This window comes from Burkholderia sp. SIMBA_051 (genome assembly GCF_046534915.1).
In the GTDB taxonomy this organism is placed as follows: domain Bacteria; phylum Pseudomonadota; class Gammaproteobacteria; order Burkholderiales; family Burkholderiaceae; genus Burkholderia; species Burkholderia ambifaria.
Window position 1 is genome coordinate 1 of the sequence record NZ_JAWRXS010000188.1, and the last position, 279, is coordinate 279.

A 279-nucleotide genomic window follows, 5' to 3' on the forward strand; every position below is an offset into this window, starting at 1 on the left:
GTGCTTTTGAAGGAAACTGCACTGGTGTCACTCGTAGGCCTTGAGGACCTCATGCGCCGTACTGGCTTCGCGGTCGAAGGAACCAATCGACCATTCTTCTTCTACCTTGTGGCGGGCATCCTGTACTTCCTGTTGAGCTACACCATGACGAATGCGTTTGGCATGGCCCGGCGAAAGACTGCTACAACCTTGGCAAGGTGAGACATGTTTGATTTTTCATTGCTTATCTCAAGTCTCCCCAAGCTGCTCGCATCCTTACCTGTAACGCTTGAGCTCAGA

The 279-nt window shown here is 51.6% G+C and carries 1 pseudogene; it reads left to right on the plus strand.

Annotated features, from left to right (window positions below):
* Positions 1-201 (plus strand): annotated as a pseudogene (locus SB771_RS34115) (ABC transporter permease); the annotation flags it as partial.
* Positions 202-279: the final 78 nt, after the last annotated feature.